The following is an 18305-nucleotide window of genomic DNA, read 5'->3' as shown; positions in this document are numbered from 1 at the left end:
CAGGCCCGATGCAGGGAATAAATGCCCGATCGATGTCGTCTGCGGCCGCGCTCTCAGGTGCAGGTGGCCGGAGTGCCGGGTGCCTTGACCCCCGACAGGTCGCGCGCTTCGCGGATATTATAGGCCGCGGTCGACCGGATGGTCTGTGGCCCCAGCCAGGCACCGAACAGCAGCGGCCTATATTCGTATGTGACTTCGACGAACATGATCGCGGTGCCCGCCGCCGCGGTCACCTCGCGGCCCACCGGACCCATGCCCGGGAAATCGGTCCCCGTCGCGCCGGTGCCTTCGACGCCATAGGCCGATGCGACCTCCATATTGCCGAAACAGCGCTGCCATTTGATCGTCTGCCCGCCGTCGTTGTTGCGCTGCAGGCTCGACAGGATGATGCGGCCGTTATTCTCGAAATTCAGCCCCGCGACCTGCCGTTCGGCGCCTTCGAACACCTCGTTGATGTCGACCTCGCGCACCTGCGGCTGGGTCAGATTGCTGCCCGCCGCGATTCGCGCGGCATTGTCGGCGGTGTTAAGCCCGAGCTGGCTGACGCGCGTATGCGCAAGCGTCAGATTGGCGATCTCGAGGCCGCCGAAGCCGACGAGCACGAGGAAAGGTATGGCAAAGGCCATTTCGAGCATCACGGCGCCGCGAACATTTCCCGCGAAACGGCGCGCGGCGATCCGCGTCTGGCGGCAAAGGCGCGAAAGCCGGGTCATCCGCATGTCTCCGCCAGTACCTCGCCATCGGCGGCGAAGGGCTGGTTGCGCAGCAGCGTCGTCGAGGTGAGCGTCTTGGATTGCGGCTGCCCCAGCATCTGCCACACCGGCAGCACGCGGTCGAAACGCATCGACACCGTATATTGGACGACATCGTCGGCGCCGCCATTGCCCTGCCGGCCGCCATCCTCCCAGCAATCGTCGGGCGAGGGGTCCTGGACGCCGTTGCCGTTGGTGTCGACCCAGCGTAGCGGCCTGATATCGCTGTAATCGTCGAAAACGCGGCGGTTGAAATTGACCGTGGCGTTCTTGAACACCTTCTTCACTTCCGCTTCGACCTTGTCGTCGAGTGCTTGCTGGTCGGCGGCAAAGCCTTCGAGCGTCGCGTCGCGGCCCGCCTTGGCGACCACGCCCTGCAACACCTGCTGCGCATACATCTGCCAGCAATAATCGAAGATGCCGAGCAGGATCAGCAGGAAGACCGGCGCGGTCAGCGCGAATTCGACGAACGCGGTGCCGCGCTCGCTTCGCCGCAGCCGGCGGAGCAGGGTGCGGGCGCCGGTCATTGCGACAGCCTCAGCTTGGAAATCTGTCGCGCGATCGCCTGGAACTGCTCGTTGAGCTCGGCAGCGTTGTCGGCCTCGAACGCCTCGCCGGACGAAGCGCAGCTGTTGAGGTTGGCGTTGCTGCCCACACCGAAGGACACGACCCAGATCGTGATGCCGCGCTGGCGAGCGGCGCGGCACAATTGCACGAAGCGGTTATTGTGACGGCTGGTGAGCAGCGCATTATCGGTTGTGGCTGATCCGCTGATGCGCTGCATCAAATATTCATAACCCTGGGAGGTTAGATTCTGCCAGTTCGGCGCCATGTCACCGTCGGTCATGAAGATGATGTGGCGGCTGATCGGGCGCTCGTTCGGCGCGGTCGCATTTTCGTCGGCGAACAGGCCAGTCGGTGAAATCAGGCGGGCTCCCCATACCATGCCGGCGTCGTGATAGGTGCCGCCGACCGGCTCGAGATCGTCGATCATGCTCTTGAAGGTGGCGCGATCATCCTTGTCCATCTCGGTCAGCTTCATCGCCTCGACCGGGCAGGCGCCCCAGCCGCTCGACACGTGATAATCATAGTTCTGCCAGTTGCCGCCCGATACGTTCGAGCTGGCGACGGTTCGGACGCCCGTGCCCGAAGGCACGGTATTCAGGTTGGTGGCGCGATGATAGGAAAGTTCCGGAAGTAGAATCCGCCAGCGGCTGTTTTCATCATCTGGAACGAGATCGATGTCCATGTCGAGCGCAGAGCTGGGCACCGAGGACGACGCCCCGAAAGGCGATGTGCGGCGTTCGATGATGCACCCGCTCCAGCTTACGGTCCTGTTGCCGCCCGAATTGCCGGTATTGACAGTGATCGTCCCGCCGGTCTTCAGGTTCGATACGTCAAAGACCCGGTCCTCGTACCTGTACTGGCTAAAGAAGGACGGCGAACCCGAAGTCGGCGACGGCGAAGCTGCGTGGTCGAAAGTCACCACGCGGCGCTGCAGCCAGCAGGTGCTGTTCGACGAATTATACTGGTAGCGATAATTATAATAACGATGCTTGGTGCCGGCGACGGTGACGTAGATGCGGTTACCGTTGCTTCTGACGGCCCAGCCCGTCCTGTTCATGTCCTGATCTGTGCTCAGCGCCGGCATGGTGTCGCCAGGCGCGACCACGGCCGAACAGGCTGCGCTGCTGGTGAAGCCGCTGATCGGCAGGAAATCTTCCCATGCGCCGTTGGTCGTCGTCCCGCTCGTGACCGACGACGGTGGGTTGGTCCCGCTCCAGTCATAGCGCATGACGGGCGAACGCGACGGCAGGATTGTATAGTCCGAAATCCAGTCCGGATTCTTCTCGCTCAGGATCGCGCCTACATTCGCGGTCGAACTATAGGGCACCACGCCAAAGCGCAGCCGCCCGTCGCCGATGTCAGCGGTCGTCAGCGTGTCGAAAAAGTCCATCGTCGCGTCTTTGAGCGCGGTGATCCGGTTAACCGAGTCGCCCGAATTCGTGTTCGCCATGGACCCCGTGACGTCGAGCACGAGCATCACGTCGACGTTCGAGATTTCGAGCTTCGCCGTGCAATTGGCCGACAGGCGGAACTGGTCCTTGCCGAACAGGAACATCAGCTCGGTCGGAATGATCGCCGACGCCTGCCCGACAACGTCCGACGCCCCGTCGGCTTCGGAAGAAAAGAGGATGCCCGACGCGCCATATTTGCCTTCGGGAAAGTTGAAGTTGAACATCTTGTCCGCTTCGGCCTCGGCGTCGTCGGTATAGGTGCCGCCGGCCATCGCGCGCCGTCCGGCGAGCACGCCCGAGTCGCACGCCTGCTGCAGGCGCAACTGCGTCATATAGGCGCGGCCGATGTCGACCGCCGACCCGACGATGCCGATCACCGGTATGATCGCCGCCGCGGTCAGCATGAATGCGTTGCCGCGCTGGTCGCGGAGAAGCGCTTTGGCACCGGCGCGCAGCCGGCTGATCCAGGTCCCTCGCATGGTCAAACCCCTCTTCGGCCCGCGGCGCCCCCACCAGATGGGCCGCTGGTATTCTCGCACCTAGGGGGGAACTGCTTACCAAAAGGCTAATCGGGGTGGCGCGGCCGGGCCCGGATCGTCGCTTTTGACCCGGATCGGGACAGGCTGTCCCATCGTGCGGCAAAAGATGCACGACAGACAGCCATCTGCTATCGCGCGCGCCATGCCCGCGACTCCCGCCTGGCCGCCCGCCAGCACGCCCCGCCTCTTCGTCGACCAGCCGCTCGCCCTCGATGTCGCGCCCGCGATCGACGGGGCCGCCGCGCACTATCTGCTCGGCGTCATGCGTCTGAAGGCCGGCGATCCGGTGCTGCTGTTCGACAACCGGAGCGGCGAGTGGCTGGCGGTCGTCGCCGACGCCGCGAAACGTTCGCTGATGCTGCGTATCGAGCGCCAGACGCGCCCGATCGAGCGCGTGCCCGACCTCTGGCTCTGTTTCGCGCCGGTGAAGAAGGCGCGGCTCGACTGGATCATCGAAAAGGCGACCGAGCTCGGCGTCGCGCGCTTGCAGCCGGTGATCACCGAGCGCACGATCGTCGAGCGCGTCAAAAGCGAGCGGATCGAAGCGCAGATTATCGAGGCGTGCGAACAATGCGGCCGCACCGCGCTCCCCGAGCTCGCGCCGCCGGTCAAGCTCCCGCAGCTATTGAAGGCTTGGCCTTCGGAGCGCGCGTTGCTCTTCGCCGACGAAGCCGGGGGCGTCCCGCTTGCCGACGTCGCCGCGCCGGCCCCCGCCGCGATCCTCACCGGCCCCGAGGGCGGCTTCACCGACCGCGAGCGCGAGCTGCTGACCGCTCATGCCGCGGTGCGCCGCATCGCACTCGGCCCGCGCATCCTGCGCGCCGAAACCGCCGCGATGGCCGCCGTCAGCCTGTGGATGGCGCAGCACGGCGACTGGGCGGGCGGATAGGCGGCCCCTATCCCTCGACCGGCCCCTCGAACTGCTCGATGACCCAATCCTCGGCTTGCGCGCCGCCGATCCACTCCTGCATGCACGGATGACTGATCACCGCCTGCGCATAAGCCGCCGCGAAGCGCGGCAGCGGGATCGAATAGGTGACGAAGCGCGTCACCACCGGCGCGAACATGATGTCCGCCGCCGACCAGTCGCCGAAGAGAAAATCGCCTTCGCCGCCGAACCGCGCGCGCGCCTCGGCCCAGATCTGGAAGATGCGCACGACATCGGCCTGCACTTCGGGCAGCAGCTCGGCGGCCGGATAGATGCGCCGGATATTCATGCTGTGGTTGCGGCGGAGCGCGGCAAAGCTCGAGTGCATTTCGGCGGCCATCGACCGCGCCATCGCGCGCGCCGCCATATCCTCGGGCCAGAAATGCTTGGTGCCGCCGGTCTTTTCGTTGAGATAATCGACGATCGCGAGGCTGTCCCACACGACGATGTCGTCGCCGTCCCACAATATCGGCACCTTGCCGCCCGACGGTGCGAACTCGTCGCCCTCGCGCCGGTTCGACCAATCCTCGTCATAGAGCGGGACGGTCACTTCCTCGAACGGCAGCCCGCTATGCTTGACCGCGAGCCAGCCGCGCAGGCTCCAGCTTGAATAGGCCTTGTTGCCGATGAACAGTTTCATGCCATTTCTCCTCCCTCCCCCTTGACGGGGGAGGGTTGTGTAGACTTGCCAGCTTGCTGGCTAGTCGAAGCTGGGAGAGGGTGACGCGAGCCGCGGGCTCTCGCGCGGCCCCGTCGGGCCGCAACCCCTCACCAGGTTACGGTAGCGGACAGGTCCGCAACCTGCACCATCCTCTCCCGCAAGGGGAGAGGAGCGTTTATGACTCCACCGCCTCCAGCACCGCGGTGCGCAGCTCGGCGATGCCCATGCCCTTTTCGCTGCTCGTCGCGATCACCTCGGGGTGCGCGGCGGGATGCTTGCGCGCTTCGGCCTCGGTCGCGGCGTGGACTTCGGCGAGCGCGCTCGCCTTCACCTTGTCGGCCTTGGTGAGCACCAGCCGGTAACTCACCGCCGCGACGTCGAGCATCTCGAGCACCTCGCGGTCGACGTCCTTGATCCCGTGGCGGCTGTCGATCAGCACCAGTGTCCGTTTCAAGACCTGCCGTCCGCGAAGGTAATCATTGACGAGGAAGCGCCATTTCTTGACGACATCCTTCGGCGCCTTGGCAAAGCCATAGCCCGGCATGTCGACCAGCCGGAACACCAGCGGGGCGCCGATGTCGAAATAGTTGAGCTCCTGCGTCCGCCCCGGCGTCACCGACGTGCGCGCCAGCCCGTTGCGGTTCGTCAGCGCATTGAGCAGCGACGATTTGCCGACGTTCGACCGCCCCGCGAACGCGATCTCGGGCACGCTCGGGCTCGGCAGATGCTGGAGGGCGGGCGCCGATTTCAGGAAGGCGATCGGGCCCGCGAACAGCTTGCGCGCCCGTTCGGCCCTGTCCTCCGCGCCCGGATCGATCTCGCTCACTTCGCCGGCGCCGCCCGCAGCGCCGGGAACTTGCGGTACATCCACTGCTGCTGCCCGATCGACAGGATATTGTTGGTGATCCAGTAAAGCAGCAGGCCCGCCGCGAACGGCGCCATGATGAACATGAACAGCCACGGCATGATCTTGAACACCTGCTGCTGCACGGGGTCGGTCGCCTGCGGGTTGAGGCGGAACTGCAGCCACATGGTGATGCCCAGGATCACCGCGAGCACGCCGATCGACAGGATCGACGGCGGGGTAAAGGGCAAGAGGCCGAACAGGTTCAGGATATGCAGCGGATCGGGCGCCGACAGATCCTTGATCCACAGGATGAACGGCTGGTGCCGCATTTCGATCGTCAGCATCAGCACCTTGTACAATGCATAGAAGATCGGGATCTGGATGACGATCGGCAAACAGCCCGCGAGCGGATTGATCTTCTCGTCCTTATAGAGCTTCATCAGCTCCTGCTGCATCTTCGGCTTGTCGTCCTTATACCGCTCCTGCAGCGCCTTCATCTTCGGCTGGACGAGGCGCATCTGCGCCATCGACGAAAATTGCCGGTTGGCGATCGGGAACATCAGCAGGCGGATGATCAAGGTCAGCGCCATGATCGCGACGCCGAAATTGCCGACCATGCGGAACAGCCAGTCGAGCAGCTTGAAGATCGGTTTTTCGAAGAACTCAAACCAGCCCCAGTCGATCGCGTTCGACAGGCGCGTGATGCCTTGGTCATCCTCGTAGCGCTGGAGCGTGTAGACTTCCTTGGCGCCAGCAAAGATGCGGCTGGTGGTCGTCACCTGCTTGCCGGGCGCAACCTGCGTAAAGTCGCGCGCGAACAAAGTCTGGTAATTGTTCGCGGCGGGCGAGCTGATCGCGGCGGTGATGCGCTCGCCCTTGGCGGGGACGATCGCCGCGAGCCAATATTTGTCGCTGAAACCGAGCCATGCGCCCGAACTGTAACGCACACTACGGTTCGGCGCTTCCTCCACATCTTCATAGTCCTCGTCGAACACCGACTTACCATCGAGGTATCCCGTCGGGCCGACGTGTATCGTGACGCTGTCCTGCTCGTGCGGATCGGTCGGCTTGCCGAGCCGGTCGATCAACGCAAAGCTGCTCGCATTGACCGGCGCGGTGCCCGTGTTGGCGATCGTCTGCTTCGCGGTGATCAGATAATCGGCGTCGATGCTATATTCGATGCGGAACGTCTGGCCGGTGGCGTTCGCCCAGCTCAAGGTCACCGGCGTCGCCGGGGTCAGCTTCGCACCGCTCGCGGTCCACACGGTGTTCGCGTTCGGCACCTCGATGCCCTGGGCCGCCCAGCCGAGGCTCGCGAAATAGGCGGCCTCGGTCCCGCCCGGCGCGAACAGGCGCACCGCGGGCGAATCCTTCTTGATCGTCTGGCGATATTTGCTGAGCGTGATGTCGTCTACACGCGCGCCGACAAGATTGATCGACCCCTTGATCGCGGGGGTCTCGATCGGAATGCGCTGGCCTTCGGCAAGCACCGCGTCGACCGGACGGATCGCTTTCGCGGCGGGCGCGGCAGGGGCGCCCGGCGTCGGCAGCGCGCTCGGCTGGCCCTGCGTCGCGGGCGCCGCGCCGTTCGCGCCCGCGACCGTCTCGGTCACGTCGGGCGTGTCGGGGGTCGGAAAATATTTCTCCGAAACGAAATTCCAGCCGATCAGGATGGCCACCGACAGCAAAATTGCCGCGATCATGTTCCGCTTGTCGTCCACGCTCTTCGGTCTCTCTTCGTTTCAAAAATGTCGGGATGGGCCGTCTAGGCTGTGTCGTCATTTCGCTCGTGGTGAACCGAAAATGGTGGATTCTCGGGACCCGGAGCGCAGCGTACGATCAGTACGTGAGCACCGGAAGCCCGGGAATCCGCCATTTGCAGGCCGCCATGGGCGGAATGGCGATACAGCCTAAGGGACGGGGTCGTAGCCGTGCCCCCCCCAAGGATGGCAGCGCAATAGCCGCTTTGTCGCCAGCCAGCCACCCTTGATCGCACCATATTTCTGAAGCGCGGTGATCGCGTAGGCGCTGCACGACGGCGCATAGCGGCAGGTCGGGGGCAGGATGCGCGACGGGCCGAGCTGCCAGCCGCGCGCGATCAGGATCAACAGGCGGGCGATCATGCGGGAAGCCCGGAAAACGGCGGAAGTTTATTCGCTATTGGCCCCACTTCGTCACCCCGGACTTGATCCGGGGTCCATGCGGCGCCGGTGGTAATGAACCCCGGATCAAGTCCGGGGTGACGATAAGAGGCAGTGAGCGTAATCACGACGCTTTCGCCGCGAGCTTCTTCGCCGCGCGCTTCAGCGCCGAATCGAGATGCTCGCCCAATTCGGCAAATTCCATGTCATTGGCGCCCGGGCGGCCGATCAGCACATGGTCGGCGCCGGCGATTCCCGCCTCCGGCAGTGCGGCGCGCGCGAGTTCGCGAAAGCGCCGCTTCATCCGGTTGCGCGTGACCGCGTTGCCGACCTTCTTGCTGACCGTATAGCCGATGCCCAGCGCATCCTCATCGTCGCCGCGCGGACGGACGAGCAGGACGAAGCCGGGCATGGGAAAGCGAAGGCCGCGGTTCGCGGCCAGAAATTCGCTACGTTTTGAAAGCGTTCGCACCAGACGCGCTGGCGGCGAAGCGTGGGCGATCAGGCCGACAGCTTCGCGCGGCCACGGGCGCGGCGGGCGGCCAGGACCTTGCGGCCACCGACGGTGGCCTTGCGGGCGCGGAAGCCGTGACGGCGCTTGCGCACGAGGCGGCTCGGTTGATAAGTGCGCTTCATCGCGGTTTTCCCTAGATCTCGTCAAATGCTGCAACAGAAAAGGGCCGCCAAGCGTGGGCGGCCACTGTTGGAGGCGCGGATAAGCAAGAGTCGGTGGAAAGTCAATCGCCATCTAGCTTGTCCAGCGCGGCGCGCGCCCGACGCCGCGCGGCGCTGACGCGGCGCATGATCCGGTCGGCCCAGTCGCCATAGCGGGGGTGTCGCCACTTGAAGCGCACATAGGCGCGCTTGGCCCACGCACTGTTCTGCAGGCATAGCATGAGGCCGAGCGGAAAGACGATCAGGAATCCGGGCCCCGGCAACGGCCCGATCGCGATGCCCGTGATCATCAGCAATATGCCGAGCGCGAACAAGGCGGTGCGCATCTGCGCATTCGACCGCATTCGCTGATAAAGGCTGCGTTTCGCCATAGGGGCGATGTGGGGGATACGGCGGCGTGTTACAAGGCTAAAGCAGCTCGGCGCGAGGCCGCGACGACAGCGAACGGCGGTCTCGGGGCGGAGAGCTGCCGTTTCCCGATATTCGTCAACCGGGACTTGATCCGAAATCCATTCGTTCAACGCTGCGAGAATGAATCCCGGATCAAGTCCCGGATGACGATGCAAGGGGCCGCAGTTTTCGGCCGATAACGGCGATCCGCGAACGCCGGTTCACGCCGGTTTGTTAACGCAACCTAGCAGTTACCCTTGACTCCATCGGCGCAGTCTCCAACGGACTCAACGTCTTTTCCGGCGCCTTCGACTGTGTTGCAGGCCGACAGAAGCAGCATCGAGCTGCCAATTGCGAAAATTGTCAGAAGCTTTTTCATTGTCTCTCTCCGACGACGAGGGCGAACCACCCTCCATCGAGCCGAAACGGATGTTCGCAGCCGATCGTTCCGCTGCACCGGCGTCACGCTGGCCGAAGCGTTCCAAATGATCGTCAGGCTGGGAAAAGGGGATGCGACGCTATTCAGTCGAGCGCGACGAACCGCGCCATATCGGCGCGCGTCAGGTAACGGACGTCGTCGAACGGCGTCGCGTTGGTCAGCGCGTAAAAGGCACGCGCCTTCGCGGCGTCCATCCCCATTTCGCGGTAATAGCCCAGATATTCGGCGTGAACCGGGTCGTTCGCGGGATAGTGGTTCGCCTCGCGGCCATATTCGTCGGCCCAGCTATGCACGCCGAATTCGGCGTCGGGCGCGGCGCGGCGCGTGACGCCCGCCAGCCACAGCTCGACCGCGCCCGATCGGATCGATCCGCCTGCGGGCACGACCGTCTCCATCCCTTGGCGCCGGATCGCGCGCGCGAGGATCAGATTGGCCTCCTCGTCTAGGCTGCCGGGGCAGTCGATCATTTCGAGCCGCCTGAGCCCCGGAAAGGCCGCGAGCATCGCCGCGAACTGGCGCGGGCTGGCCGAGGTGACGTCGCCCGCCATGCGAACCGTCGATGCGTCGATGACCGAAAACGGCCCGAACCGCGCCTTCGCATGGCCCAGCGTCGTAAGCGTGGCGGCGGGGGCATAGCGCCGCGTCGCCGCGAACTCGGCATCGTCGGCCAGCGCCTCGTCACCCAGCAACGCGGCGTCCTCGTCGATATAGTCCGCGCCCGCGTCGTCGCCCTCGTCATAGGTCCACGTGGTCACCGTCGTCGTGATCGTCATGACCTGCTGCGCGTGCGCCGGCGCGAACGCCAGCACCGCCGCCAAGGCGGCGACGATCAACGTGCGAAGGAAGGCGGACGGCGAACCCATGGCCCCGCTTTCGCGCGGGCGCGATGATCAATTGGCAAACGGGCAGCGTCAGCGCGCCGTTAACCCCGTTTCGGGACGTTCAATCGCGGTCGGGCGCCCCAAGCGGGAAATAGGCGCGATAGGGCCGCGCCTCCTCGACGCAGCGCGACACCGTCGGATGCGCGAGCAGCCGCGCGCGATAGCCGCGGAGATTTTCGTATTTCTCCGGGATCGGGTGCACCCAGTCGGCATAGAAGAGCGACGGTGCCGCCGCGCAATCGGCCAGCGTGAAGCCGTGGGGCGTCGCCCAGCCACCCCCCGCCAGCTCCTTGTCGAGCCAGCCATAGACGGTCTCGAGCGCCGCCTTCGACTGCTCGACGATCAGCGGCACGTGGTTTTCGGGCCCGCGGATCGCGTCGGCGACCACCGCCTGCGCCCGGCCCATGACATGATTGTCGAAGACGCGGTCGAAGAAGCGCACCTTCAGCGCCGCTTCGAAGTCCTGCGGGATCATCCGCGGTTCGGGCGCCAGATGGTCAAGATATTCGATGATGATCGACGATTCGAAATATGGGGTCCCGTCATGGACCAGCAACGGGAACTGCCCGACCGGCCAATGCGCCCTCAGCTCGGGCATATGGTCGGGGAAGGCGGGATCGACCGAACGATAGTCGAAATCGACCCCCTTCTCGTAAAGCGCGATCAGCGCCTTCCAGGTGTAGGACGAGAAGGGGTGGCCATAAAAAATCAGCATCGATTGCCTTTCTTGTGCGTAGCCGCGCGTTACGCCGCCCCGACGGTTTCGCCCTTCAGCGCCGCCTCGATCGCCGCGATGTCGATCTTCTTCATCGTCATCATCGCGTCCATCGCGCGCTTCGCCGCCGTGCGGTCGGGGTGGGTCATCGCGCGCGTCAGCGCGCGCGGGGTGATCTGCCAATTGACCCCCCATTTGTCCTTGCACCATCCGCACATGCTTTCGGCGCCGCCGTTGCCGACGATCGCGTTCCAGTAACGGTCGGTCTCCTCCTGCGTGTCGGTGTTGATCACGATCGAAAAGGCCTCGTCCTGTTTGAACGCCGGCCCGCCGTTGATCGCGATGAAAGGCACGCCCATCACGGTGAATTCGACCGTCAGCACATCGCCTTCCTTACCGTCGGGAAAGTCGCTCGGCGAGCGGTTCGCCGCGACGAACTCGCTGTCCGGAAAGGTCGCGGCATAGAATTTCGCCGCCGCTTCGGCATCCTTGTCATACCACAGGCACATCGTGACAGGTTCGGTTCCGTTGCTCATGATCCTTCTCCCTTGTCCGCGGCGTCAGGCGACCGCTTCGCCGCGCACCGCGGCCTCGATCTTCGCGATGTCGATCTTCTTCATCGTCATCATCGCCTCGAACGCGCGCTTCGCCGCCGCGCGGTCGCTGCCGGTCGTCGCGTCGGTGAGGGCGCGCGGGCAAATCTGCCACGAGACGCCCCATTTGTCCTTGCACCAGCCGCACACGCTTTCCTGACCGCCATTATCGACGATCGCGTTCCACAACCGGTCGGTCTCTTCCTGCGTGTCGGTGTGGACCTGGAACGAGAAGGCCTCATTATGCTTGAAGATCGGCGGGCCGTTCAAACCGACGCACGGCGTACCGAGCAGCGTGAACTCCACCGTCTGCACATCGCCTTCCTTGCCGCCCGGCGAATCCGCCGGCGCGCGGTTCACCGCGCCGACTTTGCTGTCGGCAAAGGTCTTCGCATAAAAGGCCGCGGCCTCTTCGGCATCGCCTTCGTACCAGAGACAGAGCGTCATCGGGGTCTTCGTCATTTTCCTTCTCCTGTCTTTCGTGGGGGGGTATTATTTGCGCGGGCCGATGAGGCCGAAGGGCGCGCCCTGCGGGTCGATGCCGTTCATCGCATATTCGCCGCCGGGGATTTCCATCGGTTCGCTGGTGACGGTGCCGTCGTTCGCGGTCACCGCAGCGTGCGCGCGGTCGATGTCGTCGACCCCGATGTAGAAATTCCACACCGGCATCGGATAGCCTTCCATCAGCGGCATCACCGCGCCGATCATCACCTCGCCGCGCTGGAGGAAGCGATAGGAACCGAGCGGCCCCATATCTATCGCGCCCTCCTGCCCCCAGCCGAAATGCTTGCGGTAAAAGGCGATCGCCGCGTCGGAGTCGCTCGTCGCCAGCTCGTTCCAGCGCATATGCTGCGCCTCGGTCACCGAAAACACGTCGCTCTCTTGTGTCTCCATCCCTTCGGGGGGGATCGGATCCATGACATAGAAATGCGCGCCCTGCGGGTCCGACACCATCGCAATGCGCCCGACGGGCAGGTCGGTTGCGGGCATGTGGATCGCGCCGCCGTCGGCCTTGATCGCCGCGAGCGTGGCGTCGACGTCGTCGACCTCGAGATAGCCCATCCAGCCGGGCCGCGCGCCGCCCGCGAGCATCTCGGCATTCAGCGCGAGCGCCCCGCCGGCGTTGCCGCCGTCGCCGCGCACGATCATGCGATAGTCGACGTCGCCCGCCGCGGGATCGCGTGTCGCGGCGATCGTCCAGCCGACCACCGCGCCGTAAAAGCGCGCCGCGCCGGCGGGGTCGGAGGTCATCAATTCGTACCAGATGAAGTTCGAAGCCTTGCTCATCGTCTCTCTCCTCGATGTCGGGGCCATGGGTCAGCGGGAAACCAGTCGCCGCGCCTGTCCTGCACCTCCTGCTTTCCTATGGCCGGTACAGCCGCAGCGGCTTCGTATTTTCGCGCGCGAGCGCCCCGCGCGCCTCGAGGTCGAGCTGGACGCCCTTCAGCCACCAGCCCGCCTTAGCGCCGCAGGGGAACAGCGCATCGGGCAGCAGCGGCAGCACGCGTTCCTTGACCTCGGCGACAGTCAGCCCGGGCTGGCCCTTCGGCATCGCCGCGAGCAGCGTCTCCTTCATCGCGTCATATTTCGCCTTGTCGACATTCAGCGCGAAGCCGGGGCTCGTTATGCTGCGCATCTCGACGCGTTCGACGGTTTTGGCGATAGTCCTGCTCATTGCGCAAATCCCTTCGTCGCTTCGATCGGCGGAGCGCGAAAGCCCATCGCCGCCCAGGCTTTCAGCAGCCGCCACATGAACTTGCCCGACGGCGTCCGGTAATTGGGGATGTTGTCGGGCAGGTCGACGCCCTCGGGCCGGTCGCCCACGATCGTCCGCATTTCGGCCGCGGGCCGCTCTTCTGCGGCGATGCGGTCCGAATAGACGCTGAGCCAGTGTCCCTTGGTGAATTCGAGCGCGATCGGCGTATTGCAACAACGCGCGACGAAACGCCGCGTCGGCGACTCGGGCTTCAGCCGGTGCTCGTCGAGCCGGTCCGACCCGGACAGCCATATGAGCCGGTCCTTGCGCATCAGCACATAGGGGGTGCCGCCATCGGCGCCGACGACGGCGGGGGCGCCCGGTACCGCCGCGAAACGCCGCCCCGCCTGCTGGCAGCTATGGCAATAGCATGTCGCCGCGACGATCGGCTTGCCGGTCATCTCCAGCGTCACCGCGCCGCATGTACAGGCGGCGATGCGCTTCATATCGCTCGCATCGCGGATCATGCGTCGAGCTCGGCCATCGCCGCGGCGATCGTTGCCGGTGCCTTTGCGCGCGCGTACATCGCGTCCAAATAGGCGCGGAGCGCGGGAGCTTTGTCGAGCAGCCCTTCTTCGTTCGCCCAATCGAGCGTGAAGGCGGCGTTGAAATCGGCCACGGTGACCGCGTCGCCGACGATGAAGTCGCGCCCTTGCATATGCTGCTCGAGCACCGCGATCATCCGTCGGCCGTCGCGCTTCGCCAGCGCGATTTCGTCTTCCGATTTCTCGTCCTCGGCATAGAGGAAACTGTGCAAGGCGACCCGCCACAGCGGCGCCTCGATCTCGGTCATCAGAAAGAACAGCCAGTGGTGCATCCTGGCGCGATCTTCGGGTGTGTCGGGGATCAGCCCCCCGCCGGGAAAGCGGTCGCCATATTTGTCGGCGAGATAGAGCTGGATCGCCGCCGATTCGCTGATCACCAGATCGCCGTCGACCAGCACCGGCAGCTTCGCGGCGGGATTGAGCGCGAGGAATTCGGGGGTCCGGTTTTCACCGGCGCCGATGTCGACGGGGACGATCTCGTGCGCGAGGTCGAGTTCATTGAGCAGCCACATCGCGCGCAGCGCACGGGTGGGGGGAGTGCCATAGAGTGTGATCATCTTTTGGCCTTTCAAATCCTTGATCAGGGATTCTTGTGCTGGCCGGGCGCCGCATCATGGGGGATCGACCAGCCGAAATAGACTTCGACCGCATGGATACGCCCATCCCGGATCGTGAAGATTTCGGTGTTTCGGCTGGCGCGCCCGTCCTTCATCCGGCCGACATAGGTCAGCAGGGCTTCGTTCCCGGACTCGATCGCGCGGACGATATCGACTCCGGCCATTCTTTCGTGATTGGGCCAGCAAAGCGTGAAATATGTCTCGCGGCCGATCCCATTGTCATAGGGGCTGGTAAAGACCAGATCGTCGGCGATCAGCGCCTCGATGGCGGCGCGATCGTCGTCGACATAGGCCTGAAATGCAGCCTTGGCGACCTCGGTGGGGGATTTGGCCATGGTTCGTTCCTTCGGGGGGCGGGCGCGACGGGCCTGCCGCCGCGCCCTCGTTTCACGCCTCGATGATCGGCGCGAAGCCGCCATAGATCATGCGCGCGCCGTCGAACGGATTGGTCGCGGGATCATTCTTCATCCGCTCGTCGGTCATCATCTTTTCCCAGCCGGCGACCCGCGTTTCCTTGTCGGGCCATTCGACCCAGCTGTAGACGACGCTCTCGCCGTCCTTCTTGTGCGCGGCGCGGGCATAGTCGGTGACCTTGCCGTCGGGAACGTCGTCGCTCCACGCCTCGACGACGCGCGTCGCGCCATAATCGCGGAACACTTCGGACGCCTTTTGCGCCATCGTGCGATAGGCTTCCTTGTTGCCGTCGGGGACGGGCACCAGATAACCGTCGACATAACCCATTGTGCCGTCGGCGGCGTCGTCGACGATCGACGCGAAGCCGCCGATGATCATGCGTTTCGCGTCGAACGGCATCGCTTCGCCCATGCTCTGCATCCGGGGGTCGCTCATCATCTTTTCGTTCGCCGCGTCGCGCGTCGCGCGGTCGGGATATTCGAACCAGCTGAACACGACGGTCTCGTCGGGCTTGGCCTGCACCGCGCCCTTGAAGTCGTTGACCTTGCCGTCGGGCACGTCGTCGCCCCAGCATTCGACCATGCGGCTGACGCCGAATTCCTTGAACAAGGGCGCCGCTTCGGCGGCATGTTTGCGATAGGCTTCCTTGTTGGCGGTCGGCACCGCGACCACAAATCCTTCTACATAGGTCATCTTGTCTCTCCTTGGGGGGGCGGGAGGGGGTTTCAGGCGGCGGGCGGTCCCGCTTCTTCGCTGAAGGCAGCCAGCTGCGCGTCCATCGCGCGCTGGAAGGCGGGGCGGGCGAGGCAGCGGTCCAAATAGGCCTGCAACCGCGGCTGCTCGGCGATCAGCCCGGCTTCGACGGCTTCGCGCAGCACGGTCGCCATCGCGATGTCGGCGACGGTGAATTCGCCCGTCAGATAGTCTTTGTCGCCGATCGCATCGTTCAGGCGGCCGAGTCGGCCCTGGATGAATTCGATCAGGCTCGGCCGGCGCAGCTTTGCCCATTCCTCTTCGGTCGAGAAAATATCGACATTGCCCAGTTCGAACAGCATCGGCTCGACGCTGTTATAGGCGGCGAACAGCCAGGCGAGCGTGTTGGCGCGCGCCTGCGCGTCGCGGGGCATCAGCCGTTCGTCCTTCTCGGCGAGGTGGAGCAGGATCGCGCCGCTTTCGAACAGGCGGATGCCGCCGTCGTTGAGCACGGGGACCTGTCCCCACGGCTGAAACAGGAAATGGTCGGCGGGGCGGTTGACGGCGCTGATCAGATGTTCGGCGTAGTCGAGACCGATTTCCTCGCACGCCCAGCGCGGGCGCAGGTCGCGGACATAGCCGCGCGCGAAATCGGGAACCCAGTCGAAGGCGGTGACTTCAAGGCTGCTGTCGGGATTGACGGGCATGGGGAACTCCTCTCATTTTTCTTGTTGGGGGGATTCAGAAGGAGGGCGGCGGCGGCGCCTTGTCGTCTAGGAAGGGCACGACCATCGCCGTGATCGCCGGGATTTCGCCCATGATCCCGATGTGCGAGGTCGCGGGCAGGATCGCGAGCCGCGCCTTGGGTGCCGTGGTCAGGAAACCCTGCGTCGCGGCCGCCACGTCGCCGCCGCCGCGCAGTTTGAACAGGTGGATCGCATGGTCGAGCGTGACGCCGTCGGCGTCGCCGATGATCACCATCGTCTTGCCGGGGATCGCCTGCACCGCGGCGTCGGACCAGCCAAAGGGCGTCGCGTCGAGCGCCTTGATATTGGCGACCAGCTTCGGGAACTTGTCGGGCGCGGGCGACAGGCGCTTATATTCGGTGTCGATCGGGCTGCCCGCGAAGATGTCGGGGGTCAGCTTGGAAATGCCCGCCAGCACTTCGGGATACCAGCCATCGAGCTGCGAAGTCGCCGACAATATCACCTGCTTGCCGACCTTGTCGGGATGTCCGACTGCCAGCGCGACCGCGGTCGAACCGCCCATCGAGTAACCGAGGACATCGGCCTTTTCGACGCCGAGCTTGTCGAGCACCGCCGCCGTATCGTCGGCCATGCGGTCATAGCTCAGCGGTCCGTCAACACCGCCCGAACGGCCATGGCCGCGCGCATCGACCGCGATCACCGGCCGCGACGCGGCGAGCGGATCGATCAGCGGCTTCATCGCGTCGGCCGACATGAAGGCGCCGTGGAGGACGAGCAGCGGGGTGCGGCCCGATGCGAGGTCGCCGTGCACCTGATAATGGATCGCGGCGCCGGCGACATCGACATGGCCGTTCTGGACGGCGCCGGCGGACGGGGCGGCGGGCCGCTCGCCGGCGCCGGGCGCTTCTGCTGCCGCCGGCTGCGGCAGCGCGGCGAGCGTGGCCATGGCCGCGATCATCGCAAAGGCCGAGGCAAGTGTGGGGAGGGGAGAGCGTCGTATCATCGAACCATCCTCTTTGCGTGTAAGACGGAGACCAGGCATGTTTGCCTTTATGGCGATCAGGACCGTCGGGGGGTGATCAGCAAGCGCAATGCGGGCGAACGTAGCCACAGGCCTGCCCAGAGCATCACGCCCAGATAGACGCCGAACAATGTGTGGCTGAACAGCGGGCTGTCGATGCGCAGGTGCGTCGCGATCGCGCCACCGAGATAGCCGGTGATCAGGATCGCGCCGAGCACGGCGGTGCGCGGCCAGATATAAAGCAAGGTCGGGATCAGCAGCAGGATGCCGAGCATATACATCGTGCCGACCTCGAGCGGCCATCCGAGGCCGGGCGGGCTGTATTTGATCGCCGTTTCGGGCGACACCAGCTTGAGCCCGGCGTCGAAGAGGAGGAAGATGATCACGACGCCGCTCAGAACGCGGCCGGCGATCAATTGACCCTTTCCGGGCCCATTTCCGGGCGGTGTATCGGTCATTCTCTTCCTCCTCCCTGTGCCTTGCTTATGCGGCGGCTTCGGCGGGTTCGCCGGTCGGGATCGCGGTGGGGTCCATCCACATCACTTCCCAGATATGGCCGTCGGGGTCCTCGAAGCTGCGGCCGTACATGAAGTCGCCATATTCCTGTGTCGGGGTCGGGTCGGCCTTGCCGCCCGCCTTCACCGCCTTGTCGACCTGGCCGTCTACCTCTTCGCGGCTGTCGGCCGAAACGCAGAGCAGGACCTGCGCGGTCGTGCGCGCGTCGGGGATCGTCTTCGAAGTGAAGGTCGCCCATTTTTCATGCGTCAGCAGCATGACGTGGATCGACCCTTCGGTGACGACCATGCAGGCGGCGGTCTCGTCGGTGAAGGCGGGGTTGTTCACCGCGCCGACTGCTTCGTAAAAGGCCTTCGACTTGTCGAGGTCGGTGACCGGCAGGTTCACGAAAATCATCTGTGGCATTTACTCTCTCCTTCGGGGGGTGTTGGAAATCAGCGTGCGCGGTGCGCGGGGG

25 protein-coding genes and 1 pseudogene are annotated in these 18305 nt (G+C 64.9%); 1 reads left to right on the top strand and 25 read right to left on the bottom strand.

Annotated features, from left to right (window positions below):
• Positions 1-53: 53 nt before the first annotated feature.
• The 3 genes from E5675_RS19185 to E5675_RS19175 are packed head-to-tail and all read right to left on the bottom strand — an operon-like array spanning position 54 to position 3249.
• A complete protein-coding gene (locus tag E5675_RS19185) occupies positions 54-713 on the bottom strand; it encodes a hypothetical protein (RefSeq protein ID WP_210727566.1) in 660 nt (219 codons plus the stop codon).
• Entirely contained in the window at positions 710-1279 is a 570-nt protein-coding gene (locus tag E5675_RS19180) for a TadE/TadG family type IV pilus assembly protein (RefSeq protein WP_136175908.1), read from the bottom strand. Before E5675_RS19180 ends, E5675_RS19185 begins: the two co-directional genes overlap by 4 nt.
• Positions 1276-3249 carry a TadE/TadG family type IV pilus assembly protein gene (locus tag E5675_RS19175; RefSeq protein ID WP_136175907.1) on the bottom strand — a complete coding sequence of 658 codons (1974 nt, stop codon included), beginning with the start codon at positions 3247-3249 and terminating at the stop codon, positions 1276-1278. Before E5675_RS19175 ends, E5675_RS19180 begins: the two co-directional genes overlap by 4 nt.
• Before the next feature lie 202 nt (positions 3250-3451).
• On the opposite strand from E5675_RS19175, the gene E5675_RS19170 reads away from it, so the two are divergent.
• Positions 3452-4198, top strand: a complete 747-nt coding sequence (locus E5675_RS19170) for a 16S rRNA (uracil(1498)-N(3))-methyltransferase (RefSeq protein WP_136175906.1) — start codon at positions 3452-3454, stop codon at positions 4196-4198.
• Positions 4199-4205: 7 nt separating this feature from the next.
• Here the strand turns inward: E5675_RS19170 and E5675_RS19165 are convergent, their stop codons facing one another.
• The 22 genes and pseudogenes from E5675_RS19165 to E5675_RS19060 all read right to left on the bottom strand — a co-directional run bounded on the left by E5675_RS19165 (position 4206) and on the right by E5675_RS19060 (position 18253).
• Positions 4206-4877, bottom strand: coding sequence for a glutathione S-transferase family protein (locus tag E5675_RS19165; RefSeq protein ID WP_136175905.1), 672 nt, complete (start codon positions 4875-4877; stop codon positions 4206-4208).
• Positions 4878-5073: 196 nt separating this feature from the next.
• Positions 5074-5724: a ribosome biogenesis GTP-binding protein YihA/YsxC gene (gene yihA / locus E5675_RS19160; protein WP_136176584.1), complete on the bottom strand. Its 651-nt coding sequence runs from the start codon at positions 5722-5724 to the stop codon at positions 5074-5076.
• A complete protein-coding gene (yidC, locus tag E5675_RS19155) occupies positions 5721-7466 on the bottom strand; it encodes a membrane protein insertase YidC (protein ID WP_136175904.1) in 1746 nt (581 codons plus the stop codon). The genes yihA and yidC overlap by 4 nt, the downstream gene beginning before the upstream one ends.
• A 189-nt stretch (positions 7467-7655) precedes the next feature.
• Positions 7656-7868 carry a membrane protein insertion efficiency factor YidD gene (gene yidD / locus E5675_RS19150; protein ID WP_136175903.1) on the bottom strand — a complete coding sequence of 71 codons (213 nt, stop codon included), beginning with the start codon at positions 7866-7868 and terminating at the stop codon, positions 7656-7658.
• Between the two features lie 142 nt (positions 7869-8010).
• Complete coding sequence (gene rnpA / locus E5675_RS19145; protein WP_247594688.1) at positions 8011-8298, bottom strand: ribonuclease P protein component; 288 nt, start codon at positions 8296-8298, stop codon at positions 8011-8013.
• Positions 8299-8387: 89 nt separating this feature from the next.
• Positions 8388-8522: a 50S ribosomal protein L34 gene (rpmH, locus tag E5675_RS19140; RefSeq protein WP_037554958.1), complete on the bottom strand. Its 135-nt coding sequence runs from the start codon at positions 8520-8522 to the stop codon at positions 8388-8390.
• A gap of 101 nt (positions 8523-8623) precedes the next feature.
• Positions 8624-8887 carry a PGPGW domain-containing protein gene (locus tag E5675_RS19135; RefSeq protein ID WP_037554959.1) on the bottom strand — a complete coding sequence of 88 codons (264 nt, stop codon included), beginning with the start codon at positions 8885-8887 and terminating at the stop codon, positions 8624-8626.
• A gap of 586 nt (positions 8888-9473) precedes the next feature.
• Complete coding sequence (locus E5675_RS19125; protein ID WP_136175900.1) at positions 9474-10253, bottom strand: alpha/beta hydrolase; 780 nt, start codon at positions 10251-10253, stop codon at positions 9474-9476.
• A 79-nt stretch (positions 10254-10332) separates the two neighbouring features.
• Complete coding sequence (locus E5675_RS19120) at positions 10333-10986, bottom strand: glutathione S-transferase family protein (RefSeq protein ID WP_136175899.1); 654 nt, start codon at positions 10984-10986, stop codon at positions 10333-10335.
• Positions 10987-11015: 29 nt separating this feature from the next.
• Complete coding sequence (locus E5675_RS19115) at positions 11016-11522, bottom strand: VOC family protein (protein ID WP_136175898.1); 507 nt, start codon at positions 11520-11522, stop codon at positions 11016-11018.
• A gap of 24 nt (positions 11523-11546) precedes the next feature.
• Positions 11547-12041 (bottom strand): VOC family protein, encoded by a 495-nt coding sequence (locus E5675_RS19110; protein WP_037554963.1) that lies wholly within the window; start codon positions 12039-12041, stop codon positions 11547-11549.
• A gap of 30 nt (positions 12042-12071) precedes the next feature.
• A complete protein-coding gene (locus tag E5675_RS19105) occupies positions 12072-12866 on the bottom strand; it encodes a VOC family protein (protein ID WP_136175897.1) in 795 nt (264 codons plus the stop codon).
• A gap of 76 nt (positions 12867-12942) precedes the next feature.
• Positions 12943-13254 (bottom strand): hypothetical protein, encoded by a 312-nt coding sequence (locus E5675_RS19100; RefSeq protein WP_136175896.1) that lies wholly within the window; start codon positions 13252-13254, stop codon positions 12943-12945.
• A complete protein-coding gene (locus E5675_RS19095; RefSeq protein WP_210727565.1) occupies positions 13251-13802 on the bottom strand; it encodes a hypothetical protein in 552 nt (183 codons plus the stop codon). Before E5675_RS19095 ends, E5675_RS19100 begins: the two co-directional genes overlap by 4 nt.
• A complete protein-coding gene (locus tag E5675_RS19090) occupies positions 13799-14437 on the bottom strand; it encodes a glutathione S-transferase family protein (protein WP_136175895.1) in 639 nt (212 codons plus the stop codon). The genes E5675_RS19095 and E5675_RS19090 overlap by 4 nt, the downstream gene beginning before the upstream one ends.
• A 23-nt stretch (positions 14438-14460) precedes the next feature.
• Positions 14461-14832 carry a nuclear transport factor 2 family protein gene (locus tag E5675_RS19085; RefSeq protein ID WP_168707934.1) on the bottom strand — a complete coding sequence of 124 codons (372 nt, stop codon included), beginning with the start codon at positions 14830-14832 and terminating at the stop codon, positions 14461-14463.
• A 52-nt stretch (positions 14833-14884) separates the two neighbouring features.
• On the bottom strand, positions 14885-15238 hold the full coding sequence (locus E5675_RS21855) for a DUF1428 domain-containing protein (protein WP_247594902.1): 354 nt from the start codon (positions 15236-15238) through the stop codon (positions 14885-14887).
• Between the two features lie 33 nt (positions 15239-15271).
• Positions 15272-15604: pseudogene (locus tag E5675_RS21850) on the bottom strand (DUF1428 domain-containing protein); the annotation flags it as partial.
• A gap of 32 nt (positions 15605-15636) precedes the next feature.
• Positions 15637-16311: a glutathione S-transferase family protein gene (locus tag E5675_RS19075; protein WP_136175892.1), complete on the bottom strand. Its 675-nt coding sequence runs from the start codon at positions 16309-16311 to the stop codon at positions 15637-15639.
• Positions 16312-16345: 34 nt separating this feature from the next.
• Entirely contained in the window at positions 16346-17314 is a 969-nt protein-coding gene (locus E5675_RS19070; RefSeq protein ID WP_168707933.1) for an alpha/beta hydrolase, read from the bottom strand.
• 56 nt (positions 17315-17370) lie between these two features.
• Complete coding sequence (locus E5675_RS19065) at positions 17371-17790, bottom strand: DoxX family protein (protein ID WP_136175890.1); 420 nt, start codon at positions 17788-17790, stop codon at positions 17371-17373.
• Between the two features lie 25 nt (positions 17791-17815).
• Positions 17816-18253, bottom strand: a complete 438-nt coding sequence (locus E5675_RS19060; RefSeq protein ID WP_136175889.1) for a VOC family protein — start codon at positions 18251-18253, stop codon at positions 17816-17818.
• Positions 18254-18305: the final 52 nt, after the last annotated feature.

Origin of the sequence: Sphingopyxis sp. PAMC25046, from assembly GCF_004795895.1 — a bacterium.
Classification (GTDB): domain Bacteria; phylum Pseudomonadota; class Alphaproteobacteria; order Sphingomonadales; family Sphingomonadaceae; genus Sphingopyxis.
The sequence above is the reverse complement of the archived record's forward strand: the minus strand, read 5'-3'. Positions and strand labels throughout refer to the sequence as shown.